18 protein-coding genes are annotated in these 24898 nt (G+C 62.8%); 12 read left to right on the top strand and 6 right to left on the bottom strand.

All coding sequences use genetic code 11. The features are described from left to right. The first annotated feature begins 87 nt into the window (after positions 1–87). The 4 genes from RCO31_RS12735 (at position 88) to RCO31_RS12750 (ending at position 5608) form a co-directional block, all read left to right on the top strand. Positions 88–768: a response regulator transcription factor gene (locus tag RCO31_RS12735; RefSeq protein WP_308968753.1), complete on the top strand. Its 681-nt coding sequence runs from the start codon at positions 88–90 to the stop codon at positions 766–768. Further along, positions 752–2170 (top strand): ATP-binding protein, encoded by a 1419-nt coding sequence (locus tag RCO31_RS12740; RefSeq protein ID WP_308968754.1) that lies wholly within the window; start codon positions 752–754, stop codon positions 2168–2170. Before RCO31_RS12735 ends, RCO31_RS12740 begins: the two co-directional genes overlap by 17 nt. Continuing rightward, on the top strand, positions 2167–5127 hold the full coding sequence (locus RCO31_RS12745) for a bifunctional [glutamine synthetase] adenylyltransferase/[glutamine synthetase]-adenylyl-L-tyrosine phosphorylase (RefSeq protein WP_308968755.1): 2961 nt from the start codon (positions 2167–2169) through the stop codon (positions 5125–5127). Before RCO31_RS12740 ends, RCO31_RS12745 begins: the two co-directional genes overlap by 4 nt. A 160-nt stretch (positions 5128–5287) precedes the next feature. Next, positions 5288–5608 carry a hypothetical protein gene (locus RCO31_RS12750; RefSeq protein ID WP_308968756.1) on the top strand — a complete coding sequence of 107 codons (321 nt, stop codon included), beginning with the start codon at positions 5288–5290 and terminating at the stop codon, positions 5606–5608. A 42-nt stretch (positions 5609–5650) separates the two neighbouring features. Here the strand turns inward: RCO31_RS12750 and RCO31_RS12755 are convergent, their stop codons facing one another. Both RCO31_RS12755 and RCO31_RS12760 read right to left on the bottom strand, forming a co-directional pair. After that, complete coding sequence (locus tag RCO31_RS12755; protein WP_308968757.1) at positions 5651–7963, bottom strand: ATP-binding protein; 2313 nt, start codon at positions 7961–7963, stop codon at positions 5651–5653. A 280-nt stretch (positions 7964–8243) separates the two neighbouring features. Then, positions 8244–9623 carry a cation-efflux pump gene (locus tag RCO31_RS12760; protein WP_308968758.1) on the bottom strand — a complete coding sequence of 460 codons (1380 nt, stop codon included), beginning with the start codon at positions 9621–9623 and terminating at the stop codon, positions 8244–8246. 148 nt (positions 9624–9771) lie between these two features. On the opposite strand from RCO31_RS12760, the gene RCO31_RS12765 reads away from it, so the two are divergent. Next, positions 9772–10749 carry a tripartite tricarboxylate transporter substrate binding protein gene (locus RCO31_RS12765; protein ID WP_308968759.1) on the top strand — a complete coding sequence of 326 codons (978 nt, stop codon included), beginning with the start codon at positions 9772–9774 and terminating at the stop codon, positions 10747–10749. Positions 10750–10780: 31 nt separating this feature from the next. Here the strand turns inward: RCO31_RS12765 and RCO31_RS12770 are convergent, their stop codons facing one another. The 3 genes from RCO31_RS12770 to RCO31_RS12780 all read right to left on the bottom strand — a co-directional run bounded on the left by RCO31_RS12770 (position 10781) and on the right by RCO31_RS12780 (position 13645). After that, positions 10781–11752 carry a zinc-binding dehydrogenase gene (locus tag RCO31_RS12770; RefSeq protein WP_308968760.1) on the bottom strand — a complete coding sequence of 324 codons (972 nt, stop codon included), beginning with the start codon at positions 11750–11752 and terminating at the stop codon, positions 10781–10783. Positions 11753–11768: 16 nt separating this feature from the next. Next, entirely contained in the window at positions 11769–12551 is a 783-nt protein-coding gene (locus RCO31_RS12775; RefSeq protein ID WP_308968762.1) for an SDR family oxidoreductase, read from the bottom strand. A 95-nt stretch (positions 12552–12646) separates the two neighbouring features. Then, on the bottom strand, positions 12647–13645 hold the full coding sequence (locus RCO31_RS12780) for a nitronate monooxygenase family protein (protein WP_308968763.1): 999 nt from the start codon (positions 13643–13645) through the stop codon (positions 12647–12649). Positions 13646–13949: 304 nt separating this feature from the next. Here RCO31_RS12780 and RCO31_RS12785 point away from each other — a divergent pair, with 304 nt between their 5' ends. Continuing rightward, positions 13950–15197 carry a CoA transferase gene (locus RCO31_RS12785; RefSeq protein WP_308968764.1) on the top strand — a complete coding sequence of 416 codons (1248 nt, stop codon included), beginning with the start codon at positions 13950–13952 and terminating at the stop codon, positions 15195–15197. Positions 15198–15457: 260 nt separating this feature from the next. Next, positions 15458–17953, top strand: coding sequence for an autotransporter outer membrane beta-barrel domain-containing protein (locus RCO31_RS12790; RefSeq protein WP_308968765.1), 2496 nt, complete (start codon positions 15458–15460; stop codon positions 17951–17953). Positions 17954–17961: 8 nt separating this feature from the next. On the opposite strand, the gene RCO31_RS12795 is transcribed toward RCO31_RS12790, so the two are convergent. Further along, positions 17962–18645 carry an HAD family phosphatase gene (locus RCO31_RS12795; protein ID WP_308968766.1) on the bottom strand — a complete coding sequence of 228 codons (684 nt, stop codon included), beginning with the start codon at positions 18643–18645 and terminating at the stop codon, positions 17962–17964. A gap of 391 nt (positions 18646–19036) precedes the next feature. On the opposite strand from RCO31_RS12795, the gene RCO31_RS12800 reads away from it, so the two are divergent. The 5 genes from RCO31_RS12800 to RCO31_RS12820 all read left to right on the top strand — a co-directional run bounded on the left by RCO31_RS12800 (position 19037) and on the right by RCO31_RS12820 (position 24627). Next, positions 19037–19975, top strand: coding sequence for an ABC transporter permease (locus RCO31_RS12800; protein WP_308968767.1), 939 nt, complete (start codon positions 19037–19039; stop codon positions 19973–19975). Continuing rightward, positions 19972–20880 (top strand): ABC transporter permease, encoded by a 909-nt coding sequence (locus RCO31_RS12805; protein ID WP_308968768.1) that lies wholly within the window; start codon positions 19972–19974, stop codon positions 20878–20880. The genes RCO31_RS12800 and RCO31_RS12805 overlap by 4 nt, the downstream gene beginning before the upstream one ends. Before the next feature lie 71 nt (positions 20881–20951). Next, positions 20952–22514: an ABC transporter substrate-binding protein gene (locus tag RCO31_RS12810; RefSeq protein ID WP_308968769.1), complete on the top strand. Its 1563-nt coding sequence runs from the start codon at positions 20952–20954 to the stop codon at positions 22512–22514. A gap of 32 nt (positions 22515–22546) precedes the next feature. Then, the gene (locus tag RCO31_RS12815; RefSeq protein ID WP_308968770.1) at positions 22547–23539 is read left to right on the top strand and encodes an ABC transporter ATP-binding protein; all 993 of its coding nucleotides are present in this window, start codon (positions 22547–22549) and stop codon (positions 23537–23539) included. Beyond that, positions 23536–24627: a dipeptide ABC transporter ATP-binding protein gene (locus tag RCO31_RS12820; RefSeq protein ID WP_308968771.1), complete on the top strand. Its 1092-nt coding sequence runs from the start codon at positions 23536–23538 to the stop codon at positions 24625–24627. Before RCO31_RS12815 ends, RCO31_RS12820 begins: the two co-directional genes overlap by 4 nt. The last annotated feature ends 271 nt before the right edge of the window (positions 24628–24898 follow it).

Below are 24898 nucleotides of genomic sequence, written 5' to 3' on the forward strand. Positions count from 1 at the left end.
TGCTACCAATCGGCGGCTTGATCATATCCGCGCCCTCCGCCATGTTGTCGAAAAATGAAATCAACATCGATTCAAGCTGCGTCCGATATGCGCCTTTTGATCATCGAAGACGATCGCGAGTCGGCGGACTATCTCGTGAAAGCATTTCGCGAGGCAGGCCATGTTGCCGATCATGCTGCCGACGGAGAGATCGGGTTGGCGCTTGCCGAAACCGGTGACTACGACGTGATGATCGTCGACCGGATGCTGCCGAAGCGCGACGGCCTGTCGGTGATCGGCACGTTGCGCGAGAAAGGCAATCGGACGCCGGCGCTGATCCTCTCCGCGCTCGGTCAGGTCGACGACCGTGTCAAGGGATTGCGGGCCGGCGGCGACGACTATCTGCCGAAGCCGTATTCGTTCACCGAACTGCTCGCTCGCGTCGAGGTGTTGTCACGCCGCGGTTCGGGGCCGGCTGAAGAATCCAGCTATCGCGTCGGCGATCTCGAACTGGATCGCCTGTCGCGCCGCGTCGTGCGTGGTGCAGAAAAGATCGACCTGCAACCGCGCGAATTCCGACTGCTCGAATATCTCATGAAGCACGCGGGCCAGGTCGTGACCCGAACCATGTTGCTCGAGAACGTCTGGGATTATCATTTCGATCCCCAGACCAACGTCATCGACGTGCACATCTCGCGCCTGCGCTCGAAGATCGACAAAGGCCACGACAAGCCCTTGCTGCACACCATTCGCGGCGCCGGTTATATGATCCGTGACGGCCTTCGGTAAACTGATACGGACAACAGCGTTTCGTCTGACGCTGGTTTATCTGCTGCTTTTCGTTCTGTTTGCGCTCACGCTGGTCGGCTATTTCGCCTGGAATACGCGCCGTCTCGTCACCGAGCAGATCAGCGAGACGGTGGTGTCCGAGACCAACGAGCTGATCGAGCGCTTTGAAAGCAACGGTCTGCGCGGCCTGGTGACGGCGGTGGAGAACCGCGCGCTGCGTCCCGGCTCAAACCTCTATCTGGTCGCGACCCCGGCCGGCCAGGGCGTCGCCGGCAATGTCGGCTCGCTCGAACCCGGCGTGCTCGACCGGTCCGGCTGGGCGGAGACGAGCTACCGTCGACTCGAAGAGACGGACGTTGCCGAGCATCGCGCCCTGGTGCGGGTGACGCAGTTGTCCGGCGGCTTTCGCCTGCTTGTCGGCCGCGATCTTGAGGAGCGCCGACGCGTGTTCGGCGTGGTCGCCGCTGCGGCGCAATGGTCTTTCCTGGTTGTGATCGTGCTGGGACTTGGCGGCGGCGTGCTGGTCGCGCGGCGCGTGCTGACGCGTATCGACGCAATGACCGGCACCACCCAGCGCATCATGGCCGGTGATTTGAGCGAACGGCTTCCGATCGGGCGCAGCGGCGACGAACTCGATCGGCTTGCGGGAAATCTGAATGCCATGCTGGAGCGTATCGAAGCGCTCATGCGCGGATTGCAGGAGGTGTCCGACAACATCGCCCACGACCTGAAGACGCCGCTGACGCGCATGCGCAATCGTGCAGAGGAGGCACTGGCCAAGTCCGGCAACGAGGCGGACTACCGCGCGGCGCTCGAGCGGACCATAGACGAGTCCGACGCGCTGATACGGACGTTCAATGCGCTGCTGATGATCGCGCGGGCCGAATCGGGCCAGGCGCGGGGTGATATGAGCGACTTCGACGCCGCCGACGTGGCGCACGGGATCCACGAGCTCTATGAGCCCCTGGCTGAAGATGACGGCCTGACGCTGTCGGTGGAGGCCATATCGGCGCCGCTGCATGGCAACCGTGAGCTCATCAGCCAGGCGCTCGCCAATCTCGTGGAGAATGCCATCAAGTACGGCAAGCCGCCGGCCGACCGGGCTGCCAGTGAGGCGCAGGGGACGGACATCGTCATCCGGTCCGAGCTCGAGGGCGACACGGTCCTGCTGGGCGTGGCCGACCACGGACCCGGGATTCCCGCGGAGGACCGCGCCCGCGCCGTAGAGCGTTTCGTGCGGCTCGAGGCCAGCCGGACGCTGCCCGGTTCAGGGCTGGGCTTGAGTCTGGCGTCGGCTGTCGCCACGTTGCATGGTGGCGGCCTGCGACTCAGCGACAATCACCCCGGGCTGCGCGCAACACTTGTTCTTCCTCGACGGGGTGCGGAACAAAAGATCGCATGACTCTTTCCGCGGTCGGCCGCGCGGATGATCAATCGTTGGCGGCCCGTTTCGTTACCGGCCCGCGGCTCTTTGCACCTGAGGAGGCAAGGCAGCGGTTCGCCGGATGGTTGGAGGACCTGCCGGCCGTGCAGCGGGCGGCGATCGAGGACGCTTGCGGGAAATCGCCGCGAGCGCTGGTGATCCTTCAGAGCATCGCCGAGGCCTCTCCGTACCTGTTCGACCTGATCCGCAACGATGCGGAACGCACGCTGCGTGTGCTGGGCTCCGATCCTGATCGGCGGATTGCCGAGTTGATCGAAGGCATCCGCGCCGACATGGCGAAAGCCGCAGACGATGCGGCGGCGATGCAGCTTCTGCGCAGGATGAAGGCGGAAGCGGCACTTCTGATCGCGCTCTGCGATATCGGCGGCGTTTGGCCGGTCATGCGCGTCACCGCTGCACTCACCGACGTAGCCGTCACGGCAACGCAGTGCTCGGTGCGCTATCTGCTCGCGCAGGAGGCGGCGAGGAGCCGCATCGTGCCGACCGACCGGAAAGCGCCGGAGGTCGGAAGCGGCCTTATCGTGCTTGCGATGGGCAAGATGGGCGCGGGCGAGCTGAACTACTCGAGCGATATCGATCTGATCGTCTTCTACGACATCGAGGCTAATTCGCTCAAAGCTGACATCGAGCCACAGCCGTTCTTTGTGCGCATCGCGCAAGGGATGAGTCGGTTGATGCAGCAGCGCACCGCCGACGGTTATGTTTTCCGTGTCGATTTGCGCTTGCGGCCCGATCCGGCGTCGACGCCGGCCGCTGTCTCGACCGCGTCGGCGCTCGGCTATTACGAGCGCGAGGGGCGGACGTGGGAGCGCGCGGCCATGATCAAGGCGTATCCTTGCGCCGGCGACCAGAAGGCAGGTGAGCTACTGCTCGGCGAGATCGCGCCCTTCGTCTGGCGAAGATATCTCGATTTCGCGGCACTGGCCGATGTGCACGACATGAAGCGGCAGATGCATGCTTATAAGGGCCATGCCGAAATCGCAGTCGAGGGCCATAATCTCAAGCAAGGCCGCGGTGGCATCCGCGAGATCGAATTCTTCGCGCAGACCCAGCAGTTGATTGCCGGTGGACGGCATCCCGAACTGCGGACCCGCCGCACGCTCGAAGCACTTGACCGGCTGGCAGAGGGCAACTGGATCACCGCGGACGCGCGGGACGAGCTCACGCAGGCCTACGAATTCCTTCGCACGGTCGAGCATCGGCTGCAAATGGTGGCCGATGAACAAACGCATACGCTTCCTGAAGAGAAGGAAGCCGTCGAGCGATTTGCGCGCTTTTTGGGATTTGCCGACCGCGACGCATTCGCCGAAGTGCTGCTCGCACACCTGCGCTGCGTGCAGGCGCACTACAGCAAGCTGTTTGAGGACGAGCGAGCAGCGTCTGCCGCGTCCACGCTGGACTTCCGCCGCGGCGCCGACGATCCGCGGGTGCTCGAGCACATTGCGTCGCTCGGCTTCAAACAGCCTGCTGCGGTCGCAGAGACGCTCAAGCGCTGGCTTGAGGGCGACTATCGCGGTCTGCGAAGCGAGCCGACCCGCGAGGCGCTGCAAAGCTTGCTGCCGCTGTTGCTTGGCAATCTTGCTCGCGCCGAGAATCCGGACGGGGCCCTGGTGCAGTTCGACGATTTCCTGCAAGACGTGCAGCGAGGGGCGACGCTACTCACGCTGCTGCATCAGAATCCGGACCTCGTCTCGCTCATCGCCTCGATCATGGGCGCGGCGCCGCGCCTCGGCGACATGCTGGCGCAGCAGCCGCGGCTGATGGACGGCCTGGTCGATCCGCGTTTTTTTGGCGCAATGCCTCGCCGCGAGGAAATCTCACAGCGACTCAAGGTGGCGCTCGCAGACGCCGATTCCTACGAGGAGTTTCTGGACCGGCTGCGGCTGTTCGGACAGGAAAGCCTGTTTCTGATCGGCTCACGCATTCTTTCCGGAACCGTGTCGGCGCAACTCGCTGGCATCGCCTTCGCCGACGTGGCCGAAGGTATCGTCAGCACAATCCATGCGCTGGTGACCGACCAGTTCGCCCAGCAGCACGGCAAGATCAAGGACCAGGAGACCGCTGTTATCGGCATGGGGCGACTCGGCAGCCGCGAGATGACGGCCTCGTCCGATCTCGACCTGATTTTCATCTACGACTTCGACCACGACAACCCGGACTCCGACGGCGCGCGGCCGTTGCAGGGCGGACAATACTTCGCGCGCCTCACCCAGCGCCTGATCAGTGCGTTCACCACCCGCACCAATCATGGAGTGCTCTACGACGTCGATATGCGGCTGAGGCCTTCGGGCAGATCAGGTCCGGTCGCGACGCGGATCGACGCGTTCGCGCAGTACCAGGATTTCGAGGCCTGGACGTGGGAGCACATGGCGCTGACCCGCGCCCGTGTCGTTTCCGCTTCGCCTGCATTCCGCGAGAAGATCGAGACGGTAATCCGGGGCGTGCTGACGCGTCCGCGTGAGAAGCGCATCATTGCCAATGACGTCCTCGAGATGAGGCAGGCAATCGCGCAGGAGAAGGGCGACGCCGACATATGGGACATCAAGCACGCGGCGGGTGGCTTGATCGATATTGAATTCGCCGCTCAGTACCTGCAACTCGTACATGCTTCCGAGCAGCCGTCGATCCTGGACACCTCGACGATGAACGTTCTGGACGCCGCGGCGCGACTTGGCGTGTTGCAACAGGAAGACGCCGATGTGCTGCGGCCGGCGATGCGACTCTATCAGGATCTCAGCCAGATTTTGCGGCTGTGCCTGAACGAGCGCTTCAAGCCCGACAGTGCCGGTGCCGATCTCCTCCGACTGCTGGCGCGCGCGGCCGACGTGCCGGATTTTTCGGCGCTCGAGGCGCGGCTGAAGGAGACTGAGGCCGAAGTCCGGCGCGTGTTCCTGAAGATCCTTGAGGGCGCGTAGCTGGAATCGATCTAAAAGCGGCAGCGTCAGCTTCGCGCGATGATGCCGGCCGCCGACAGACATCGAGACATTCTAAGCGTGAGCGCATCTCTTGCGTTGCGGTTGCGCATCGGGTGCGTCAAAAGAGACATCGTTCGCACGACAAGCGGAGGCCGGCGACATGACGAAGGCCAACGATGACACAAGCACCTGCGACGACTTCGAACTCGAGCTCGGGATTGCGGACTCGCTGATGGCGAGCTTCTGCCGTGCGCTGGAGTCGTCGAGGCTGCCGCCGATGCAGGTGCTGGAGATGATGGCGAGGTCGCTGGGCGGCGTCTATCGCGAGGTATCTGCGGCGCACCATCGCGGCGACTGCCCGTGCGGCTGGCACCCGGACGCGCCACACGATCTTCACCTGATGCAGAAGGCCCTCGTTGCTGGTACAACCTCTGCTCACCGACGGGATCTCAAGTTTATGGCTGCGGCCGGTCGCGCTTAGGAAGCGCATGTGCCGCCTGGTCCTGATTTGTGATCGGGTGATTTAGGCGGCCGCTTTCAGCATGTTGGCTTCGCGGGGAAGCGTCACCATCACGACGGTGCCGGTGCCGAGCTTGGATCTGAGCCGCATCGACCCGCCATGCAGCTTGGTCAGCGACTTTGCGATGGCAAGGCCAAGGCCGGAGCCGTGATAGGTCTTTGAAAGCTGGCTTTCGACCTGCTCGAAGGGGCGGCCGAGCCGTACCAGCGACTGCGGCGCGATGCCGATACCGGTGTCGGCGATCATCAGCATCACCGAATGTTCCAGCCGACGTGTCCGCACCGTGACGGTGCCGCCGTCGGGCGTGAACTTTACGGCGTTGGACAGAAGATTGAGTGCGATCTGCTGCATCGCCCGGCGATCGGCGACGATGTGCATGTCCTGTTCTGTCTGCGCAAGCAGCGACAGGCGCTTGTTCTCGGCGCGGCCGGATACCACGCGAAGGGATTCGCCAACCGTGCGAGCGAGATCGAGTGGCTCGAGATCGAGCTTGACGCGGCCGGCCTCGATCTTCGACATGTCCAGGATGTCGTTGATGACATCGAGCAGATATTGCCCGCTGGTCAGAATATCGCGGCAGTACTCCTGGTATCTTTCCGAGCCCAGCTGGCCGAACATTCCGCTGCCCATGATCTCGGAAAAGCCGATGATCGCGTTCAGCGGTGTCCGCAACTCATGGCTCATGTTGGCGAGAAACCTGGACTTTGTGGCGTTGGCTTCCTCGGCGCGGGTTTTCTCGAGCGCGTATTTCTGTGCAAGATCGGCAAGTTCGGTCGCCTGCCGTTCCAGTGCGGCCTGCGATTTCTGAAGGTCTTTCAGGTTGGCGCGAAGCTGAGTGTCGTTATCAAGCAGCTTCTGCTCGTGCGCCTTGATCTTCGTGATGTCTGTACCGACCGAAACATAGCCGCCGTCCTTGGTGCGGCGTTCGCTGATATGCAACCAGCGACCGTCGTCGAGCTGTGCCTCGAAGGTCTGCGCACCATGCTCCTGGGAGCTGCCGTCGGCGACGCGCTCGCGAACGTGGGGCATGCGACCGACTTCGACGACCGTTTCGTACGAGGTGCCGGGGGCGATGGCCGAGTCGGGAAGCTTATGCAGCCGCTGGAAGTAGGAGTTGCAGAGCACCAGCTTGTTCTCGGCGTCCCACAGCACGAAGGCCTCGGGGATGGTCTCGATCGCATCGCGCAGGCGCAGGTCGGCTTCGACGGTCTTTGCCGCAAGGCTCTTCTGCTCGGTAATGTCGAGGGCGATGCCGATCAGATGCGGGCCGCCGTCATTGGTCGAGCGGACCAGTTCGCAACGGACACGGAGCCAGATCCAGTGACCCTGGATGTGGCGCATGCGGAATGTCTCGTCGAACTGGTCGGCGGACCCGGAGATCAGCTTGTCGGCAAAATGGAACAGATCGATGTCGTCGGAGTGGACCAGCGCGTTGACTTCGCCGAACGTCAACAGGTCGCTGCGGCTTTCAAGGCCGAGCATCGTGAACATCGATTGCGACCAGAAGATCCGGCCGCGCGACAGGTCCCAGTCCCACAGTCCGCAGCGGCCGCGATTGAGTGCGGTGTCGATCCGGCCGCGCACCGCGTCATTGATCAGGTCGCCCTCGCGCGCGCGCGTCGACTGCCAGTGGAAGGCGAAGCCGAGGATCAGCACGACGAAGCCGGTGGTCGCCGACAGGGTGATCGACAAGGCAGCCTGCGGCGGCAGGATGCTTTGCGGTAATTCGTGGACGACGATGAGCTGCAGCGGGCTCGAGCTGAGCGTCCGCAGTGCGGCGAGGGCTCCCGCGCCGCCCGGCAACTGGACCTCCGTTGCACCTGTCCTTGAAGCCGGTGTCAGCGAGGCCTCGGCGCCGTTGAGAATATCGGCCGCCTGATTGGCCACTCCGCTGCCGCCGGTTTCGGGCGTGCGTGCGAGCACGCGGCCGACATCATCGACAATGAACACGTGCCGGCCAGCCGCTATACCCCAGGAGGGAATCAGGCCCGGCAACAAGGCCTGCAGACGTTCGGCGGCGGCCGCACGGTCCTGACGAGTCATTTGTGGCCGATCGAGCCGGTCTGCGACGAGATCGGCCAACGCGGTCACTTCCTTTCGCGCCGACGCGAACTGCAACCGGCTCTGGTCGACCACCTGAACAAACGCGCCAATACAGATGGTCAACAGAAACGCAATGATCAGAGTCGGAACGGCGCGGCGCAGCATCGGCTCGGCGAGCACAAGCCGGTTGTACGCCGGCTTGGCAATCGATTGCGCTAATCCTTTGATCGAATCGGATTGAACGCACGCGTCGGCGGCACGCACAGGCGCCATGCATTACCCCCTCGGACTGAAGCCCCATCATCCAAGTTTCGGAAGGATGTGAACATCTTCCCGAATCATTTTTGATTTTGAATCCACGAGCGGCGGTTTGTCGAGAGTCAACGAATCGTTAATGCGAAATAAATCTGTCCCAAGAAGTTTTCGGATGCCGATGATGAGTCCGAAACGTGAACCGCGGCACGATTGCGATTCATCTTTCTGCACGAATCTCTCGGCTCGACCGTCTTCAAGACTCTTTTTTGAACGATGACTCTTTTTCTTAATCGAGACGTCAGCGCGCAGGCTCGGCGTGACTGATCACACGTTTCACTGTAGGGAACGCCCGGCGCAGTCCGCGCTCGATCTCGTCGATGCGTTCATGCACCTCGGTCACCGTCATGGTCGGATCGGCGCGACAGTGAAAGTTCACAAACTCGCCGGCGTCGCTGTCACGGACACGAACATTGTGAATGTCGTGCAGCGCGCCGTCTGCTGTTGCAAGCCGCGCCAATTCCCTTTGAATGATGTCGGCCCGCGCGGGTCCGGTATCGATGCCGAGCGGGAGTTCCGGTGCGAGCGGTTCGATGTGGGTGTCGACCTCGACATCCGACCCGAAATCGGACCGGATCGCCAGCTCGAGCGCATGGGTGATCTCGTGCGCCTCGCCGAGCGGCATTCCTCCGTCGACCTCAAGGTCGATTCCGACCGTCAGCCTGTCGCCGAGGTCGTGCACCGTCACATGATGGATCGCCAGGCCGGAGTTGCGCGCAATGACCATGATGCGGTCTCGGACGCTTTCGTTATCACGCGCAACCGGAATTGCAGTGAACGTCAGGTCGGCATCGTGCAGGGCACTGTCGACCGCCAGCTGAGCATGCTGCTTGATGGCGTCGAGCCGGTCGATCGGCAGCGTACGCGGCACCTTCACGCTGGCATCGACGAAATGGGTCGGTCCGACCATGCGGACGCGAAGCCGTTCGATGTCGAGAATGCCTGGAATGGCCCGGATCGCCGCCTCGGCTTTCTCGGCGGCGCCTTCCGGTGCGCGATCCATCAGCGTTTCGATCGTCGACCGTCCAAGCCGCAAGCCGAGCCAGGAAATCAGCAACGCGATGCCGATCGCAGCTACGGCGTCGCCCCAGACGTAACCCCAGGCGCTGAGAGCGAGTCCGGCAATGGCTGCGATCGAGCCGTAGACATCGGAAGCGAAGTGCAGGGCGTCGGCCGCGAGCGCCTGGCTGCCGGTTTCGCGCGCAGTCTTCTGCAGCGCGCGCGAGCGCCAGAGGTTGACCGCCATGTCGAGCAGAAGCACCACGAACGGGATGGCGGAGATCGAGGAGGGTGCCGTGCCGGCACGGAGCCGGTCGATTGCTTCGACCACCACTCCGCCCGCGAGCACATAGAGCAGGGCGATGACGCCCAGCGCTGACAGGCTTTCGATCTTGCCGTGACCGTAATGGTGCTCGCTGTCGGCCGGTCTGTCCGAGATGCGAACGACGACCCAGGTCACGACGGTGGCGAGAAAATCGGTCAGGCTGTGCAGCGCGTCGGTGATCAGCGCAAGGCTGCCGATGGCGATACCGACAGCGAACTTGAGCGCCGCCATACCGGCGCTCGCCGCGATCGAAATCGCCGCGACGCGTTGTTTGCCTCCTGGTTTGCTGCCTGCCATGTCCGGTCCTGTCCGGCGCCCGTTTAGCAGGCGAGGGCGCGCGGTCAATGGAGCCGGATCTTGTGCTTATGCAAATGAATACGGTTCGCAACTCGCGTTTTGAGTTAAACTTGCGGATGCGACCAAAAACAAAAAGGGGAGGACTTCGATGTTCGGCCGACGGTATCTGAGCCGTGCAAGTGCATTCGTCGTGATCGTGCTCTTTTGCCTTACGTACGAGGTCGCCGCCCAAGGGTATCCGACAGGCGTCGTCACGCTGGTTATTCCTTATCCGGCCGGCACGGCGACCGATACGTTCGGGCGCATCTTCGCCAGGAAACTGGAGAGCGAGTTCGGTCAAAAGGTCATTGTTGAAAACCGCCCGGGCGCCAACGGCATGAACGGCAGTGGGACATTCGTGCGTGCGAAGCCGGATGGCCACACGCTGCTTTTCACCACCAGCTCGACGCACACTTCCATACTCGGCCTCTACAGGAGCGTACCCTACGATCCGGTGAAGGATTTCACGCCGATCGGGATCGTCTACAGCGGTTCGACGTTGCTCGTCGTTCGTTCGGATCTCGGCGTCGAATCCATTCCTCAATTGATCGCCTATGCGAAGGCCAACCCCGGAAAGCTCAACATCGGATTCGCCAACGCCACCGGCCAGATCGCCGTCGAGGTGTTGAAGCGCCGTGCGGCCATCGACGTCGTTGCGGTGCCATATCGTGGCACCCCTCAGGCGATGGCCGACTTGCTGGGCGGAAGCCTGCAACTGATGGTCGCGGACGTGGCGACCGCGGGGCAACTGATCGAAGCCAACAAGCTCAAGCCCCTTGCGTTCTTTTCACTGCAGCGGAATCCGGTTTATCCGCAGGTGGCGACCTATCACGAGACGATTGCTCCGGGGCTGGACCTTTCGTTCTGGACAGGGGTGTTCGCTCCCGCTGGCACGTCGGGCGATATCGTCAATCACGTCGCCAAGGCGCTCAACAATGCGCTCGATCAGGACGAGGTCCGGGATCATGCGAAACGCATCGGCTCCCAGATCTCATGGATCGGTCCAGAGGACTTCAAGGCAAAGCTGCCTCAGGACATCGCGCGCTGGAACAGCATGATCAGCGAGGCCGGCATCGAACCCGAATGAGCCGCGGGGCCGCGCGCCGGACTTGGCACGGTCACATGCGCAGCACGATCTTGCCGAAATGCTTGTTGGCCGTCATGTGTGCGTAGGCGTCGTCGGCCTGCTCGAACGGGAAGACCTTATCGATCGGCAGGTTCAGTTTTCCGGAGACGACCGCGTCCCAGATGTCGTTCTTTACCGCCGTCGTGATCGCACGAATCTCTTCGATTGTGCGCGTGCGGAACGTCACGCCGATGTAGTTGATCCGCCGCAGCGCGTGCAGGTCGAAATCGAATTCACCCCTCATGCCACCGAGCCGGCCGACATTGACGATCCGGCCTTCGTATTTCGTCGCCCGCAGGTTGTCGTTGGCGAGATGGCCCGAGACCTGATCGACGATCAGATCGACGCCGCGGCCGTCCGTCGCCTCCAGCACCCGATCGACCCAGGACTTTTCGCGCGTATCCAGGGCGAGGTCCGCGCCGTACTCGGCAAGCCGCGCCCTGCGGCTGGCATCGGTTGAGGTGCCGATCACAAGGCTCGCGCCCTTCAGCTTCGCGATCTGCGTTGCCATCAACCCGACGCCGGAACTCGCGCCCTGGATCAGCACGGTTTGTCCAGGCTTCAATGCGCCGGCGGTGACGACCGCGTTGTGCATTGTGTTGAGCGCAACCGGCAGCGTCGCTGCCTGTTCGTAGTTCATGTTGTTTGCCGGAATGACGAAGGCGCGGCCGGCATCCATCAAACCGAATTCGGCGAACGCGCCCGAGATCGAGCCCATCACGCGATCGCCGACCTTCATTCCCTTCGCCTGCGGCCCGACCGCGACGACCTCGCCAGCACCTTCGCCGCCAAGCGTCGTGCCGGCGCCGCCGCGGCTGCCATGCGCGCGGCCTTTCGCCATACCGAGATCGGCTCTGTTCAAGCAGGCGGCCCGCACGCGCACCAGCACCTCTTCGCCGGTCGCTTGAGGCTGCGGGATGTCGACAATCGACGGGCCGTTGTCACCGAGAACGTAGGCTTTCATGGCGTCACCTCATCCACTACATCGCACCGCCGCCGGCCGTCAGGCCGCCGTCGATCGTCATGACCACCCCGGTCGTGTAGGCCGAGCGATCGGATGCGAGAAATGCCATCATGTCGGCGATCTCACGCGGGTTCGCTGCGCGTCCAAGGGGATAGCCCTTGATCAGCTCGCGCCAGCGCGCCTCGTCGCCGAAGCGTTCTTTCGCAGTGTGCTTGAGACGAGTGGTCATCCGATCCGTCTCGACGGGGCCGGGGTTGATGCCGACCACCCTTATGTTGTCGGAGAGGCTGCGGCTGCCGAGCGTGCGTGTGAATGCCATCAGGCCGGCGTTGCCTGTGGAGCCGGCGATGTAACCGGCATTCAGCCGCTCACCGGCCGCGCCGAGAATGTTGACGATGACACCGTGACCTTGCGCCTTCATTCGCGAATAGACGAGGCGGGTGAGATTGATATAGCCGAAGACCTTCAATTCCCACGCATGACGCCATCTGGCCTCATCGAGGGTTTCGATCGTTCCCTGCGGAATATCGCCGGCGTTGTTGACGAGAATGTCGAAAGGCCAGGCGGCCTCCGCCAGCCGCGCCAGAGCCGCACCGTCGCGCAGATCGACGACGTGAGGGGTGACATTGACCTGATAGGCTGAACGGAGGCGCTGCGACACTTGCTCGAGCAGAGCGCCGTCGCGCGCGGCGATCACCACGTCACAGCCTTCCTCGGCAAAGACTTCGGCGCCCGCGGCGCCAATGCCCTTCGAGGCGCCGGTAATGAGGACCCGCTTGCCGCGAAGGTGAAGATCCATGACGGCCTCCCTGAAAAATGCCCATCTGTCCAAAACCAGAAAGCGCAGATCGATGACCTGCGCTTCCTTAAGTTACTGTCGCCGCCGAAACAGCGTCAGGCGGCTGCGCCGCGCTTGGCGCCGCCGGCGATCATCCCTTCGAGGCGTCCGCGGATAATCTGTTCCGCGTCACGCACGATGCGAGTGATCAGTTCCGCGCAGGTTGGGATATCGTTGATCAGGCCCTGCACCTGTCCGGCGGACCAGATGCCGTCCTCCCAATCTCCAGTGGCGTAGACCTGCTTTCCACGCGCGCCGGCGACGAGCTCACGCACGTCCTCGAACTTGGCGCCTTCCTTTTCCATCTGCACGACCTTGGTGCTGATCGGGTTTTTGGCGACCCGCGAGGTGTTGCGCATGGTGCGGAAGATCAACTCGGTCGAGCGCTCGTCGTTGGCGACGATCTGTTCCTTCACCAGCTGATGGATGGGGCTCTCCTTGGTCGCCATGAAGCGGGTGCCCATGTTGATGCCCTCGGCTCCGAGGCTCAGAGCTGCGGCAAGCCCGCGACCGTCGCCGAAGCCGCCCGAGGCGATCATCGGGATCTTCACCTTGTCGGCTGCCGTCGGAATCAGGATCAGGCCCGGCGTGTCGTCCTCGCCCGGATGGCCGGCACATTCAAAGCCATCGATCGAGATGGCATCCACGCCCATGCGCTCGGCCGACAGCGCGTGCCGTACGCTGGTGCATTTGTGGATCACCTTGATCCCGTGCTTCTTGAATTCGTCGACATGTTCCTGCGGCTTGTTGCCAGCCGTTTCGACGATCCTGATGCCGCTGTCGATGATCGCCTGGCGGTATTCCGCATACGGCGGCGGTGTGATGGTCGGCAGAATCGTCAGGTTCACCGCAATTGGCTTCTTGGTCATCGTTCGCGCGCGGGCGATCTCCTTGCGCAGATCGTCGGGCGTCGGCTGCGTCAGCGCCGTGATGATACCGAGGCCGCCGGCCTCGGAAACGGCAGCAGCCAGCTCGGCGCGGCCGACCCATTGCATCCCGCCTTGCACGATCGGGTGCTCGATGCCGACGAGATCGGTGAAACGTGTTCTTAACATTCGTATTCCCCTGCCGTTTCCAGGATTTACTGACGCACATTGCGCGCTGTTGGTTGTACCGTCAGATTGCCGTTGCTGAACCGGATTGTCCACCGGGCCGAGACCTTTATCGGCGCGCGAGCCCCATGCTTCCGGCACGGACCTTCTGCCGCGCCGCATCGGGCGTTCCGGCGTGCCGCGACTGCACGGCTGCTGGAACCTTGCAAGGCTTGCGACGGCGCGGCGGCCTCCCTTAAAGATGAGGATCAAGAAGTGCCGGGCTGATCCGGCGCCAGGCAAAACGGAAACGCAAGAGGGGCCCCGAATGACAAACGTACCCAAGACAAAAGGCCCGCTCGACGGCGTCCATGTGCTCGAAATTGCGCACTTCATCGCCGGCCCGCACGCGGCGATGATCCTTTGCGACCATGGCGCCGACGTCATCAAGATCGAGCCACCAGCGGGCGAGCATGCGCGCAACGCTGTTGCCGTCGACGCCCACGGCAACAGCCTTTTCTTCGCATGCCACAACCGCGGCAAGCGAGCTGTGGCGCTCGACCTCGGCCACGCCGACGCGAAAAAGGTACTGGACCCGCTGCTCAAGTGGGCGGACGTGATCATTACCAACTATGCTGCAGGTGTGCCGGACCGGCTGGGCTTCGGCTTCGAGCGGCTGCAACAGGTCAATCCGCGCGCGATCCTTGTGCACATCACCGGCTTCGGAAGCTGGAGCGACAAGAAGAAGTACGTTGCCTTCGACGGCATCATCCAGGCCATGAGCGGCGTCTGGAATCTCAACGGTCATCCCGATGGACCACCGCTGAATTGCCAGGTCCTTGTTGGCGACCACGGGACGGCAGCGCATGCGGCGAACGCCGCGCTTTGCGCACTCTTCGAACGGACGCGCACCGGGAAGGGGCAGTTCATCGAAGTCGGCATGCTGGAAGTCCTGTCCTCGATGCTGAACACGCTGGTGCCGGACTACGAGGTGAATGGCGAGATCGCGCGCCGCTACGGCCAGCGCCCGTTCGATCGGTTCGGCGGTTCGTTCAAGGCAAAGGATGCCTATTTCACCGTCGCGCCGGCGACACCGAAGATGTGGAAGGATCTGTGTAAGTTGATGGGTCATCCCGAATGGGCCGACCCGAGTGTCGGCCGCAGGCCCGGCTATGTTACCGATCCCGAACTCCGCAAGCAGATCGACCAGACTGTCGATGCGTGGGCGGCGCAGCGGACGGCGGAGGAGGCGGTGGAGATCTTCCAGAAGCTTGGTATTCCGAGCGGGGTGGTGCGGACCATCGAGCGCATCTTCGAGGAAGAGGGCAGCAAGCCCAACTCGCGTGTGCTGACGAAAGTCAAGCTGCCGAACAATCCGAAGCCGGTCACGATCCCTGGCCGTTCGTTCCGCTTTCCCGACGAGACGACGGACATCAAGTCGGCGCCCGCGCTCAACGGCGATACGTTCGCAGTTCTTGCCGAACTCGGACTGTCCTCAAGCGAGCTTGATGGCCTCGTTGCTTCAGGCGTGCTCGCTCGCAACGACGACAAGGATCGCGTGGCCGCCGCCGAATAGGACGCTCGCGGACGCCAAGTGGCGCCTTGGTTTCTGCAAGCTTGAGCAGATGGCGGCAGACGATGTTCATCGAGCCGCCGGCAATCTTTTGCCGATCCTTCTTTCTCGTTTGCGCTCAGCAGGCTGGCGCAAGCTTCTTATGTGGCTTGGTCACGTTATTCTGAGCTTCGGTTGGCAAAACGTTGGCCGCAATGGACGACTGTCGCTACCTTGGGTAACCTGTGAGTCGGCGGGACTTGCGTGACCTGTGGGGGACGCCAATGGGGGTTGCTCGGACGATAGCGCCGCGATCGGTTGCCTTCCCGCGTGCTCTTGTCGGCGCGCTGATGCTGGCGCCGGCTTATCTTGTTGCACCAACCCAGGCGCATGCGCAGTGTGTGCCGGATCCTCCGGGAGCCGGGGCCGCGGTGATTTGCAGCGGGGTCGATCCGAACGGGTTCATTGCGCCCGTGAATACGGCGCTCACGCTAGATGTGCAGTCAGGTGCGACCGTTCAGATCGCTCCGAACGGCAATGCCATCACCTTCGCGACCAGCGTGGGCGTCATCGGTCTCACCAACGACGGAACAGTGAACGGCAACGTCGTCAGCTCCGGGACGTCAGTCGACATCTTCAGCAACACGGGCACCATCAACGGCAACGTCGATCAAGGCAGCGGCGACGATTCATTCACGATGACCGGCGGGCTGATCACCGGCAATCTCGAGCAGAGCGGTGGCCGGGACATATTCTTCATGTCCGCCGGCACCATCGCCGGCGCCTTCATCGAGGGCGACATCATCACCGTGACAGGTGGCTCGATTGGTTCGGTCAACATGAATGTCGGCAACAATGTCTACACGATGTCGGGTGGAACGGTGGTCGGCGATGTCATCGGCTTTGGCAACGACGACACGTTCAATCTTTCCGGCGGCTTCATTGGCGGTAACGTCAATCTCGGCAACGGCGTCAACAGCTTCACGGTCACGGGCGGACAGATTGTCGGCACGGCGCTTTCGGGGACCGGCGTCGATACCTTTGTCTGGAACGGCGGCGGAACGATCGGTGGCGGCGTCAATCTCGGTGCGGGCAATGACAGGGCGACGCTGCAGAATTTGACCGCCGCCAACCTGGTCGCCGGACTGCCGCTCGATGGCGGGGCCGGCGTCGACAGCCTGACCTTCAACAATACGCGTGCGGGCGATGTCGCGCGATTTCTGAACTGGGAGACGATCGATCTCACCGCTGGATCGCAACTGACGTTTTCCGGTACGCTCACCCTGGGTGACGCCGGAACAGGCACCGGCGCGCTTTCGGTCGATCCGACCAGCACGGTTTTCGCCGGGCAGGGCGCGCACGCCGTCGCTCCGTTCACGGCGGGACAACTCGTCACCGTCACCAACGCCGGTCTGATCGATCTGACCAACGGGCCGCCTTCGGCCGCCGATAGCCTCACGATCTTCGGCAATTACGTCGGCCAGGGCGGCCGGCTCGCCCTGAACACGGTCCTCGGCAGCGACGGTTCGGCGTCGGATCGACTCGTGATCTCCAACGGTGCTGCGTCAGGCTCCACCGGGCTTCTGATTTCAAATCTTGGCGGCCCCGGCGCGTTGACGACCGGCAACGGCATCCTGGTCGTCGAGGGGATCAACGGCGGCACTACGGCGAACGGGACTTTCGCCCTGGCGTCGGCGGTCGCCGCCGGACCGTTTGAATACCTGCTGTTCCGCGGCGGACTGACACCGGGCACGGAGCAGAACTTTTATCTGCGTTCGAGCGCAACTCCGTCCGATCCGGTTCTGGCTGCGGTGACCCCGCCGGTACCGCTGCTTCGCACCGAGGTGCCGCAGCATTCGACCCTGCCGCCGGTCGCGCGTCAGATCGCTCTGTCCACCCTCGGGACGTTCCACGAGCGACAGGGCGATCAGGGACTGCTTCGCGGCAATGGTTTCGCATCAGCCGGATGGGCGCGCGCGTTTGGCGGTCCGCACAATCAATCGTGGCGCGGCGACGTCGCGCCGAGCTTCGACGGCGATATCTGGGGCATCCAGGTTGGCCTTGACCTGATCGGTGTCGAGCGGCCGAGCGGCCACAGCGACCGTGCCGGCGTGTTCTATGGGTTCGCCCGTATGAGCGGTGACTTGCGCGGAACTGTCGTCGGCGAGCGGGATCGCGATGCGGGCAGTACCAGCCTCGAAGGCAATACCTTCGGCGGCTACTGGACCCATATCGGCCCGCCCGGCTGGTATCTCGATGGCGTGGTGATGCACACCTGGCTGAACGGCAACACCCACTCCCTTCGCAATGTTGATACCGGCGCACGGGGAGGCGTGACCACGGCGTCGCTGGAAGGAGGTTATCCCATCGTGCTGGACCGAACGTGGAGCATCGAGCCTCAGGGGCAGATCATCTGGCAGCGGACATCGCTACGCGATGCCGCCGACGTCTTTTCGCCGATCGGCTACGACGACACGGATGCGTTTGTCGGCCGTCTGGGTGTCCGGTTGCAGGCCAGCGTTCAGGCCAATGCGGCACTGCTGAAGCCTTATCTGAAGGCCAATGTGTGGCACACGTTCGCAGGCACAGACACCGTGACGTTTGCCACGACGCCGATCGCGTTGCAGCGGGGCGCGACCGCCTTCGAGATCGGCGGCGGACTTGCGGCGCAGGTGACGCGGATGGTCAGCGTCTACGGTGCTGCGAGCTACACCACCAACCTCAGTTCTGCCGATCGGCAGAGCGTGGCTGGCAATCTCGGTCTGCGACTGAGCTGGTAGCGTCGGCATCACGTCCGGTCGAGGGGCGATGTCGTGGTCAGCAACAATTCGCGGACTTCGTGGAGGTCGCCCGCGACGCGCAGGCAAAGCCTGCGGATTTCGTCGGAGGGCAGGATCAGATCCGGGACCATGACGGTCATCATGCCGGCGGCCGCCGCAGAGCGGACGCCGTTGAACGAATCCTCCAGCGCAAGGCAGTTCTCTGGCGCGACGCCGAGCCTTTCCGCCGCCTTCAGGAACGGGTCCGGATTAGGCTTGCCCAGCACGTAATCGCCTTGCGCGACAACGCAGTGGAACCGTGACTGGAGATCGTGCGCGGTGAGGTGCCGCTGGACATCCAGATGGCGGGACGACGTAGCGATCGCGCGCCGCAGGTCTGAACGGTCGAGTGCTGCAAGCAACTCCAGCACGCCCGCCTTGAGGAATTGCCGGCCGGTCGACAGCTTGTGAAAGTCATTCGCCGACTCGATCCAGAAAGTCTCGACGTCGAAGTCATGTCCATAGTGATCCCGCAGATGCGCGCGGCTTGCCTCCGGCGGCAAACCGACCATCGCCAGGAACACCTGATCCGACATCTCGAATCCAAGCCGTAGCGCCGTGGCGATCATCGCTTCTCGATAGATCGCCTCGGTATCGAAGAGCAGGCCGTCCATGTCGAACACGACGGCTTGCGGGTTTCGGGGCAGGGTCATGGCGAGCCGGTTAACGCGCGGGCTGTGCTTCGTAAAATCAACATCTGCGTCATCTAATGACAGCGCGAGCAGCGACAAGGTACGTCGCCGGACGAATTCGCGTGAGCAAGAGCAGCGCGCCGCCGGCAAGCGAGTTGGGTCACGCTGTGATGCAAGTCCTGCAGCATGCGCCGACGCATTTTGACGCACAGCGCTGGAAGCCTTCATTGTTTGACAGCTCAAGCGAAAGCTGTAACGTTTCCAAACAATGAAAGTCGTAAGGCTTGGATCGGGCCGGACGGCTTAGGGAGGAGTGACGTTCGCGGCGTCGCAAAAATAAGCAACTGAGATCAAGTTGAGACTAGAAGAGTCTCGCCGCGCGCGCTCGAGAGTCCGATCCGACGGATTCAGCATGGGACGGCAGATCGTCCATCGGCTCCTGATCTCGCTCCCGGCGTTGCTGGGCGTATTGTTCCTTTGTTTCTGTCTGATGCAGGTGGTGCCGGCCGATCCCGCAGCGATCATCGCCGGTCCCGACGCCAAAGCCGAGACCATCGCCGCGATCCGACAGGATCTTGGTCTGGATCGGCCGATCGTCGTCCAGTTCGCCGAATATATCTGGCGGGTGATGCACGGCGATCTCGGCCGTTCGATCATTTCGAACAAGATGGTGATCGAGGAGATCGCCTCGACCATGGGCCCGACGCTGGAGCTCATGTTTGCGGGCATGCTGTTTGCGATTCCGATCGGCATGGCGCTCGGCACCGTCGCCGCAGTGAATCGAGGCACGCTGATTGATCGCTCAATCATGGCTATTGCGGTCGCCGGCGTCTCGATGCCCATCTTTTTCATCGGCCTGATCCTGATTCAGTATGTTGGTTACAAATGGGGCCTCTTGCCGTTCCTCGGCCGTGCCGGTCCGGTGTGGGCCGGAGGGTTGCCCAACCTTGTTCTTCCTGCGCTTACGCTCGGCAGCGTACTGATTGGTCCGATCGCGCGGTTGACGCGTACGTCAGTGCTGGAGGTGCTCGGCGCCGACTACGTGCGAACGGCGCGGGCGAAGGGTTTGCGCGAGCGCGTCGTGATCGTGCACCACGCGCTGCGTAACGCGCTGATTCCGGTCGTGACGCTGATCGGCCTGCAGGCGGCTTTCCTTCTGGGCGGTGCGGTGGTGACGGAGACAATGTTCTCGTGGCCGGGTGTTGGCCGCCTGGCCGTCGGTGCAATCATCTCGAGTGATTTCCCGACCGCCCAAGGCGCGATCATGATCCTCGCGCTGGCGTTCCTGTTGATCAACCTGCTGGTCGACGTGCTTTACGTCTATCTCGATCCAAGGGTGGCGCGCCAATGACGATGCAGGCACCGCTGGCGCTCGATGTCGCATCCGAAGCTCCTGACGTTGCGCCGGCGCAGACTGCGCTGCCGGGCCGTGCAAGTGTTCTGCGTCGCCTGGCGCGCGACAAGGCAGCGGCTCTGGCTGCGACCTTCCTCTCACTCGTGGTCCTTGCGGCGATATTCGCGCCGATCGTCGCACCGTACGATCCCTATTACACCGACCTCTCCAAGGCGATGCAGGCGCCGAGTGCCGCGCATTGGTTCGGCACCGACACGGCGGGCAGAGACGTGCTGAGCCGTGTGATCTATGGCTCGCGCAACACGCTCGCAATCGGCCTCATCGGCGTCATCGTCGGCGGGTTAGTTGGCGGACTGTTCGGCATACTCGCCGCGTATTTCCGCAAGCTCGACGGCTGGATCATGCGCATCGTCGACATCATGCTGGCATTCCCGGCGATCCTGCTTGGCCTTGCGGTCGCCGCGATCTTCGGCGCGGGCCTGACGGCGGTCATCGTCGCGGTCGTCGTCGCGACAATTCCGGACGTTGCGCGCGTCGCGCGCGGCGCGGCGATCGGCGTGATGGGACAGGAATTCATGGAGGCAGGTCGCGCCGTCGGCGTGTCCGACACGGTGCTGATCTGGCGCTACCTGACGCTGAACTGCATTTCAACGATCTTCGTATTCCTGACGCTGCGGTTCGGCCAGATCATCCTGATCGGCTCGGCCTTGAGCTTCCTCGGACTCGGTGCGCAGCCGCCGACTGCCGAACTCGGCATGATGGCGTCCCAGGGCCGCGACTTCCTGTTCATCTCCGAGCATATCGCGATCATCCCAAGCCTCGTCATCTTCCTGATCGTGCTGGCCGCCAACATTCTCGGCGACGCCTTCCGTGACGTGCTCGATCCGAGGCTGCAGCAGTAGGGGGTGATCGCAGAATTTGAAAAGAGGCACGAACCGGGGGGCGGCGCGCGCTGGCGCTAAGGAGGGTTACGATGAGGAAAATCTTGTTGGGAGCTGCAGCTGCGATAGGCGTGATGTCATATGCGCACGCGCAGACGCTGACTGTGATGAACGCCGTGGAGGCAGCCCACCACGATCCGGCACGCACCAGCGCAGGCTCTCCGCTGATGTACCTGGTCGGCGATACGTTGGTCTCGCTCGACTATGACCTGAAGACGATCAAGCCCTTGCTGGCCAAGTCCTGGACCATCAGCGAGGACGGCAAGACCTACACGTTCAACCTGCGCGACGACGTGACGTTCTGCAGCGGCAAGAAATTCACGGCCAAGGATGTCGTCTACACCGTCAATCGCGTGGTCGACAAGGAGACCAAGTCGCCGTTCTACTGGCGCATGGGCAAGGTCAAGGAAGTTCGCGCCAAGGATGACTACACGGTTGAATACGAACTCGAGGAGCCGTTCAGCGAGCTCCTGCCAAATCTCACGGTCTTTCAGGCGACGATCCTCAACGAAGACAACGTAAAGGCGCTCGGCCGCGACTTCGGCGTCAAGGGTATCGATGGGACGGGCCCGTTCTGTTTCACGTCCTGGGAACCGCGCAACCAGGCCGTGATCACGCGGCGTCCGGAGTACAAGTGGGGCCCGCCGTTCTACAAGAACCAGGGCCCCGCCAAGTTCGACAAGATCGTCTTCAAGATCGTGCCGGAGGAAGCCGCCAGGCTTGCGGCGATGGCATCAGGCCAGGTGGATGTCACTTTCTCGATGCCGGACCAGTACATCCCGCAAGTTGCCAAGATGCCGACGCTTCAATTGCTGCGTCCCGAGAGCGAGCTTCGGACGTTCTATCTCGGATTCAAGACCTCGCGGGAAAACGTGTCCGACGTCAAGGTACGAACAGCGCTCAACATGGCCGTGCAGCGCAAGCCGATCGCCGAGCAGGTTTACTTCGGTAACGCCGAGCCGGCATCGACCTTCGTGCATCCGAAGACGCCCGACTTCAATCCGGAGACCCCGACCCATCTCGGCAAATATGACCCTGTCGCTGCCGGCAAGCTGCTTGATGAGGCTGGATGGAAACTCGAGTCGGACGGCTTTCGCCACAAGGACGGCAAGAAGCTGACGCTGCAGCTTTACGGCTTCGCAGGCGGGCGCTCGCCGAAGGTTGCCGAAGCGGTGCAGGGCGATTGGCGCAAGATCGGGGTCGATCTGCAGATCCAGATGTGGGACGGCACCATCGTCTTCTCGAAGCTGGCGCAGCAGGATTACGATGTCTGGTCGATCGCGTTTCCTTACGCGAGCGTCGGCGACGCGTCGCTACTCTACTTTCATTCGAAGAACGTCCCGACGCCGAACCGGATGAACTGGAAGGACAAGGAAACCGACGCGTGGCTCGAAGCCGGCGGCGCGGCGCTCACCGAGAAGGAGCGCTATGAATACTTCTCCAAGGTCATGAAGAAGGTCCACGACAACGCGCTGTGGGTGCCGATCGTGCACGAAGGTGTGGTGATGGTCGCCAGCAAGAAGCTCAAGAACCTGAAAGCGCACAACGTTTATCCGTCGTCGCTGCTCTACAAGGCGCTCGACGTTGCACCATGAGGGTCGGTTGGCAGCAATAAGGGTCGGTTGGAATGTCTGATGCGTTGCTCGAGGTCCGCAACCTGCGCACCTACTTCGATACGGATCGCGGACTGTTCAAAGCGGTCGACGGCATCAGCTTCAAGGTCGACCGGGGACGGACGGTCGGCCTTGTCGGCGAATCCGGTTGCGGCAAGAGCGTGACGTCGCTGTCGGTGATGGGACTCGTGGCCGATACCGGACGGGTAGAGGGCGACGGCATCATCTTCGAGGGCCGCAATCTCCTGAAGCTGTCGAAGGAGGAACGGCGGCTCCTGCGCGGACAGAAGCTGTCGATGATCTTCCAGGAACCGATGACCTCACTCAACCCGGTTCACACCATCGGCCAACAGATCGTCGAAGGTCTTCGCGCTCATGTGAACCTGTCGCCGCAAGCGGCGCGCGCCCGCGCGATCGAGATGCTCGACCTCGTGCGGATTCCGTCCGCTGCCTCGCGCTTCGACGATTATCCGCACCATATGTCGGGCGGCATGCGGCAGCGGGTGATGATCGCGATGGCGCTGTCCTGCGATCCGACACTCTTGATCGCCGACGAACCGACGACGGCGCTCGACGTGACGATCCAGGCTCAGATTCTCGATCTGCTACGTGACCTGCAGCAGCGGCTCGGCATGGCGATCCTGATCATCACTCACGATCTCGGCGTGATCGCAGAGATCGCCGATGAGGTCGTCGTGATGTACGCGGGCAAGATCGTCGAGAGCGGCCCGGTGCGTGAATTGTTCGGCGATCCGCAGCATCCGTATACGATCGGCCTGCTGGGCTCGATCGCGCGCATGGATGTCGAGCGGGCGCGGCTTGCGACGATCGAAGGTATGGTACCGAGCGCGCACAACCAGCCGAAGGGCTGCCGGTTCGCGCCACGTTGCCCGTTTGCCGACCGGCGCTGCCACGCTGAACCACCGCCTTTGCGCGACATCACGCCGAGGCACCAGGTCGCCTGCTGGAAGGCGCCGGTGGAACTGCTTTCGGGAGTTGCCGCATGAATGCCGAACCTGTCGTGCGGGTAAAAAACCTCGTGAAGCATTTCGGCGTCAAGCGCGGTGTCGTGGTTTCAAAGACCGTTGGCCTGGTGCGCGCAGTCGATGACGTCAGTTTTGAAATCGGGCGCGGTGAGACGCTGGCACTGGTCGGCGAATCCGGTTGCGGCAAGTCGACCACCGGGCGGCTGGTGCTGAGACTGCTTGACCCGACCACGGGCTCGATCGAATTCAAGGGCAAGGATATTGCCGGCCTCGACAAGTATGCGCTTCGCCGCATGCGACGCCACATGCAGATCATCTTCCAGGATCCGTACGCCTCGCTCAATCCGCGCATGACGGTCGGGGAGATCCTCGCCGAGCCGATGGCGGTGCATGGCATTGCCGAGGGCAAGGAACGCGACGATCGCGTGCGGGAACTGCTACAGGTGGTCGGCCTCGCGCCCGAGCACGCCAGCCGCTACTCGCATCAGTTCTCCGGTGGCCAGCGACAGCGCATTGGCATTGCACGCGCGCTGGCGGTGAACCCTGACGTGATCATCTGCGACGAACCGGTGTCTGCGCTCGACGTCTCAATCCAGGCACAGGTCGTCAATCTTCTGCAGAACTTGCAGCAGCGTTTCGGCTTGTCGTATCTTTTCATTGCCCACGACCTTGCCGTTGTGAAGCACATCAGTGACCGCGTCGCAGTGATGTATCTCGGCAAGCTGGTCGAGATTGCCGACAAGCGTACGCTCTACGCCAAGCCCTCGCATCCCTATACGCAGGCGCTTCTGTCAGCGATCCCGCGTCCCGATCCGACGCTCGAACGTAACCGGATCCTGCTGCCCGGAGACGTGCCGAGTCCGCTGAACCCGCCGTCGGGCTGCCGCTTTCACACCCGCTGTGCCTATGCCCAGGCGCGCTGCAAGCAGGATGAGCCGCAACTGCGTGAGGCCGGTCCCGGCCATCGCGTCGCCTGCCACTTCTTCGAGACGATTCCGCTGCAAGGCTCCGTCAAGCAGGGCCACGCCGCCAACGGCAAGTTCGCCGAACGACTTGCAGCCTTCGAGGCCGCCAAGGCCCGTAACGGAGCAACACGGCTGGCGAGCTAAATTAGTAATCTGATCGAGGACCAGCCCAAAAAGAAAGAGTCATCCCGGCCAAGCGAAGCGCAGAGCCGGGATCCATACCCGTGCCGCTGATGAGACGACGTGCGCTTTTTTTGTTTGTGAAAAGCTGCTTGCGAATACCATTGGCTCTGGGGCTATGGGCCCCTGCCTTCGCAGGGGCGACCCGGAACGTAGCTTGGGCACCCGAACGGGACTCCGGCTTCTCGATTGAACCCCACTTGCTTGGCCCCCGTTGCGTTGCTAGTCCGACTGG

The organism is Bradyrhizobium sp. LHD-71 (assembly GCF_031157255.1).
GTDB lineage: Bacteria > Pseudomonadota > Alphaproteobacteria > Rhizobiales > Xanthobacteraceae > P52-10.

Excerpts from the sequence above, each read along its gene's own strand:
- RCO31_RS12735 (WP_308968753.1), top strand. The coding sequence starts at position 88 with ATGCGCCTTTTGATCATCGAAGACGATCGCGAGTCGGCGGACTATCTC.
- RCO31_RS12745 (WP_308968755.1), top strand. The coding sequence starts at position 2,167 with ATGACTCTTTCCGCGGTCGGCCGCGCGGATGATCAATCGTTGGCGGCC.
- RCO31_RS12750 (WP_308968756.1), top strand. The coding sequence starts at position 5,288 with ATGACGAAGGCCAACGATGACACAAGCACCTGCGACGACTTCGAACTC.
- RCO31_RS12755 (WP_308968757.1), bottom strand. The coding sequence starts at position 7,963 with ATGGCGCCTGTGCGTGCCGCCGACGCGTGCGTTCAATCCGATTCGATC.
- RCO31_RS12760 (WP_308968758.1), bottom strand. The coding sequence starts at position 9,623 with ATGGCAGGCAGCAAACCAGGAGGCAAACAACGCGTCGCGGCGATTTCG.
- RCO31_RS12765 (WP_308968759.1), top strand. The coding sequence starts at position 9,772 with ATGTTCGGCCGACGGTATCTGAGCCGTGCAAGTGCATTCGTCGTGATC.
- RCO31_RS12770 (WP_308968760.1), bottom strand. The coding sequence starts at position 11,752 with ATGAAAGCCTACGTTCTCGGTGACAACGGCCCGTCGATTGTCGACATC.
- RCO31_RS12775 (WP_308968762.1), bottom strand. The coding sequence starts at position 12,551 with ATGGATCTTCACCTTCGCGGCAAGCGGGTCCTCATTACCGGCGCCTCG.
- RCO31_RS12780 (WP_308968763.1), bottom strand. The coding sequence starts at position 13,645 with ATGTTAAGAACACGTTTCACCGATCTCGTCGGCATCGAGCACCCGATC.
- RCO31_RS12785 (WP_308968764.1), top strand. The coding sequence starts at position 13,950 with ATGACAAACGTACCCAAGACAAAAGGCCCGCTCGACGGCGTCCATGTG.
- RCO31_RS12790 (WP_308968765.1), top strand. The coding sequence starts at position 15,458 with ATGGGGGTTGCTCGGACGATAGCGCCGCGATCGGTTGCCTTCCCGCGT.
- RCO31_RS12795 (WP_308968766.1), bottom strand. The coding sequence starts at position 18,645 with ATGACCCTGCCCCGAAACCCGCAAGCCGTCGTGTTCGACATGGACGGC.
- RCO31_RS12800 (WP_308968767.1), top strand. The coding sequence starts at position 19,037 with ATGGGACGGCAGATCGTCCATCGGCTCCTGATCTCGCTCCCGGCGTTG.
- RCO31_RS12805 (WP_308968768.1), top strand. The coding sequence starts at position 19,972 with ATGACGATGCAGGCACCGCTGGCGCTCGATGTCGCATCCGAAGCTCCT.
- RCO31_RS12810 (WP_308968769.1), top strand. The coding sequence starts at position 20,952 with ATGAGGAAAATCTTGTTGGGAGCTGCAGCTGCGATAGGCGTGATGTCA.
- RCO31_RS12815 (WP_308968770.1), top strand. The coding sequence starts at position 22,547 with ATGTCTGATGCGTTGCTCGAGGTCCGCAACCTGCGCACCTACTTCGAT.
- RCO31_RS12820 (WP_308968771.1), top strand. The coding sequence starts at position 23,536 with ATGAATGCCGAACCTGTCGTGCGGGTAAAAAACCTCGTGAAGCATTTC.